This is a genomic window from Luteibacter sp. P4_E6 (genome assembly GCF_056401535.1).
In genome coordinates this window covers 1-3,004 of the sequence record NZ_JBFUJE010000478.1, presented here as the reverse complement: position 1 = coordinate 3,004, position 3,004 = coordinate 1, and the positions used below count along the sequence as shown (strand labels likewise).

4 protein-coding genes are annotated in these 3,004 nt (G+C 62.0%); 2 read left to right on the top strand and 2 right to left on the bottom strand.

The window, feature by feature from the left end; all coding sequences use genetic code 11:
• A partial coding sequence (locus AC1DT2_RS19500) for a GGDEF domain-containing protein (RefSeq protein WP_477298124.1) occupies positions 1-1,435 on the top strand: 1,435 nt, incomplete at its 5' end.
• 23 nt (positions 1,436-1,458) lie between these two features.
• On the opposite strand, the gene AC1DT2_RS19495 is transcribed toward AC1DT2_RS19500, so the two are convergent.
• Both AC1DT2_RS19495 and AC1DT2_RS19490 read right to left on the bottom strand, forming a co-directional pair.
• Positions 1,459-2,250, bottom strand: a complete 792-nt coding sequence (locus AC1DT2_RS19495) for a hypothetical protein (RefSeq protein WP_477298123.1) — start codon at positions 2,248-2,250, stop codon at positions 1,459-1,461.
• Between the two features lie 54 nt (positions 2,251-2,304).
• Positions 2,305-2,556, bottom strand: a complete 252-nt coding sequence (locus AC1DT2_RS19490; protein ID WP_477298122.1) for a hypothetical protein — start codon at positions 2,554-2,556, stop codon at positions 2,305-2,307.
• Here AC1DT2_RS19490 and AC1DT2_RS19485 point away from each other — a divergent pair.
• A partial coding sequence (locus AC1DT2_RS19485) for an alpha/beta hydrolase (protein WP_477298121.1) occupies positions 2,555-3,004 on the top strand: 450 nt, incomplete at its 3' end. The two genes, AC1DT2_RS19490 and AC1DT2_RS19485, sit on opposite strands and share 2 nt — an antisense overlap.

The window sequence follows — 3,004 nt, the reverse complement described above, 5'->3', positions numbered from 1 at the left end:
GGTGGCGGCATTACCGCTCGCGCATCTGCTCATTCCCCCAGCCTTGCACGAGCAAACACCCGAACTTGCCGACTACGCGATGCTCCTTTCCGCCGTAGTCGCCCTCACCTACACCATGTTTTGCCTGCGCAAGCCTGGTTATGACCGTCGTTACATCGTCTGCCTCGCTCTCGGCATCGGCTGCTGGGTCGCCGGCATGACCTACGCCATTGCGCAGTCCGGGACGGACGAGAACCTCATTACCACCTACGTCCTCTTCATCAGTTACGGCGCGCCACTCCTGTATGCCGCCGTGACGACGCCCGACGAGCCGTCCTCGCATGCGCGCCGCATCGTGGACGGCGTGCTCCTCCTCCTGCTGGTGGTGCTCTGTTATCTCGGCGTGCGCGACCTCACCGACGCCTATGGCTTCCTCAAGCCAGAAGACATGGGCTGGGTCGTCGTAGCCTTCGATGTCGAGAATCTCTTTCTTTTCGGTACCTTCCTCGTGCGCTATGTCACTGCGACCAATGAGGGTGACCACCGATTCTTCGGCATCGGCACCGTATTTCTGGCGCTTTATGCCATCTGTGCCGGCATTCACAATCACGACGAGCTCTACCCCGACACACTCGCCCTGCAACGCATGGCCGATGTCCTGCCGACGGTGCCATTCATCGCCCTGGCCTGCCTGCTGCATGCGAACGCTACGCCTGGACCCTTTGAGCCGATTCGGCACAAATGGGCTCGCCAGCTGTCGGTGAGTCTCGCTCCCGGYCTGCTGCTGGCAGCGATCTTCGCCCTCAGCCTCGGCATCACCGAACGACAGGGCATGTTCGGACGCAGCATCCTCGCCCTCGCGATGCTCGCCTACGTGGTCCGTGTCACCCAGACCCAGTTCTGGTTCGCTCGCACCCGCGACCGCCTCGCCGAGGCCTTGTCCACCGTCGAACGCGTCTCCCTCCTCGACGAATTGACCGGCATTCCTAACCGGCGCGCGTTCGATCAGGCCCTGGACGAACGAACGAAAGAGGCCGCGCGCGAGCAACGCGCACTCAGCGTGCTCATGATCGACATCGACCACTTCAAGACATTCAACGACACGTTCGGCCATCTCGAGGGCGATGTCGCGCTGCGCTCAGTTGCACGTTTGCTCGCGGGTACGCTGAGGCGCCCAGCCGACTTCATCGCCCGCTACGGCGGCGAAGAGTTCGTGGTCATCCTTCCGGGGACCGATGAGGACGGCGCGCAAGTGGTGGCGCGGCGAATGAATCGGGCCGTCTACGACGCACAACTAGAACACGGCAACGGCATCGATAGCCGTGTCACCGTGAGCATCGGCGTGGCCACGCGCGCACCGGATCACGTGCAGGGCGTGGTCATGCATGCAGACCGCGCGCTCTATAGTGCCAAGCACGCTGGCCGGAACCGCTTCGTGACGGCGACCACGGACTAGAGCCGAACTCGACCTACCCCGCGCTACTCCGYCGGGGTGGAGACCTGTTCGGGCTCACCGCGAGGAGCGGACAGCTTCTTGCGCCGAAGCAGGAACCAGATCGCCCCGACGGGTATCGAAACGCCAAGGGTCCAGGGACCATAGGGAGAGGCGAACGCGGAGGCACCAAACAGCTGCAACGAGATCGGTCGGAACTCGAGCTCGCCGGTGCTCCAGTTGAAATACCACGTGACGAAACCGACCAGGGTGAACAAGGCCCACCAGATCTTGCGTCGACGCATCGGCGTCCGCAGGCAGAGCACGAACGCGGTCAGGCTGACCAACGGCGACAGGCAGCACAGGAACAGCACGAGGTAGTGCTCGGCGCTCTTCTGGCCGAGCGTAAAATCGTTGACCTGCTCGAGCGACCGGTCATGCATCTGCGCATGGATACCTGCGATTTCGCGGCGATCGCCTTGTTCGATGATCACCACTTCCGCGATCATCCAACGCCCTCCGAATGCATACTCATACATGAGGTCGTAGCGCTTCACGTCGTTCGTGACGTGCCTCTTGAGCCCGACCAGTTTTACCGAGAGCGGCGCCGCTGAGGATAACTGCGCGCCCCCGGCAATCAGTTGTTCCGTGTCGCCGGCAAGCGCCGGGGACAGCAACACCGCCAGGCGATCGACGTGTCCGGTTCGCCAGTCGTCGATCGCCTGCCTGGCGATCTCCGCTTCAGGATGAGGCGTGAACTTCGCAATCATGCTGTCCTGGTTGCAGCCCGCCACGAAGGCCAGACACAGCAGGAAAATGCAACGCGTCAATGCATGCATCGGATCACTCGGCAGTGGAATGAACGGCAGCGACCGTCCGGTGGCGGCAGCATATCAGCGGTCTGGATCCCTGGGGAACGTACCTACCCTCTTCCGCAGGGCGATCGCCACCCCGATCGGCAGGTAGCTCCACAGGTATACGGCATCGGGGTAGCCCGAGTAGGCGAGCAGGAAGATCGGGATGAGGGGAACAGCCAGTGCGAACGGCCAGAGCATGCCGAGCAGCCGGTTCAATGAAACTACAACGATCAGGACGCCCACGCCGGTCGTTGTCAGGTTGCTCGCGACGATGGTTGGCCATGTCATGGTTCTGTCGCTCCCGGCGAAGTCGCTTTGCTACGATGCGGTTGAACCACAGGATAACTACATGGCATGCAATGTCGGATATCGTCGCCTTGAATGCTTCGACGTGATCCAGAATACGGCCGTACCGCTCGTCGTCCTCTACCCAACCGACTATCCGCAACGCAAAGAACCGTTCGGACCTTACGAACTGAACGTTGCGGTAGATGCTCCTACGGCGGGGTCGAACCGTACGTTGATCGTGGTATCTCACGGCAACGGCGGCACACCCTGGGCGTATCGGGACCTGGCGGTCTTTCTTGTCCGTGCAGGGTTCGTCGTCGCCCTGCCCGATCACATCGGCAATAGTCGCGCCGACAATAGCCTGGAAGGCACCGCGGCGAATTTGCAAAACCGGCCTCGCCACCTCCAGCTTGCCATCGATGCCGTATTTGCCGATGTTCCTATCGGT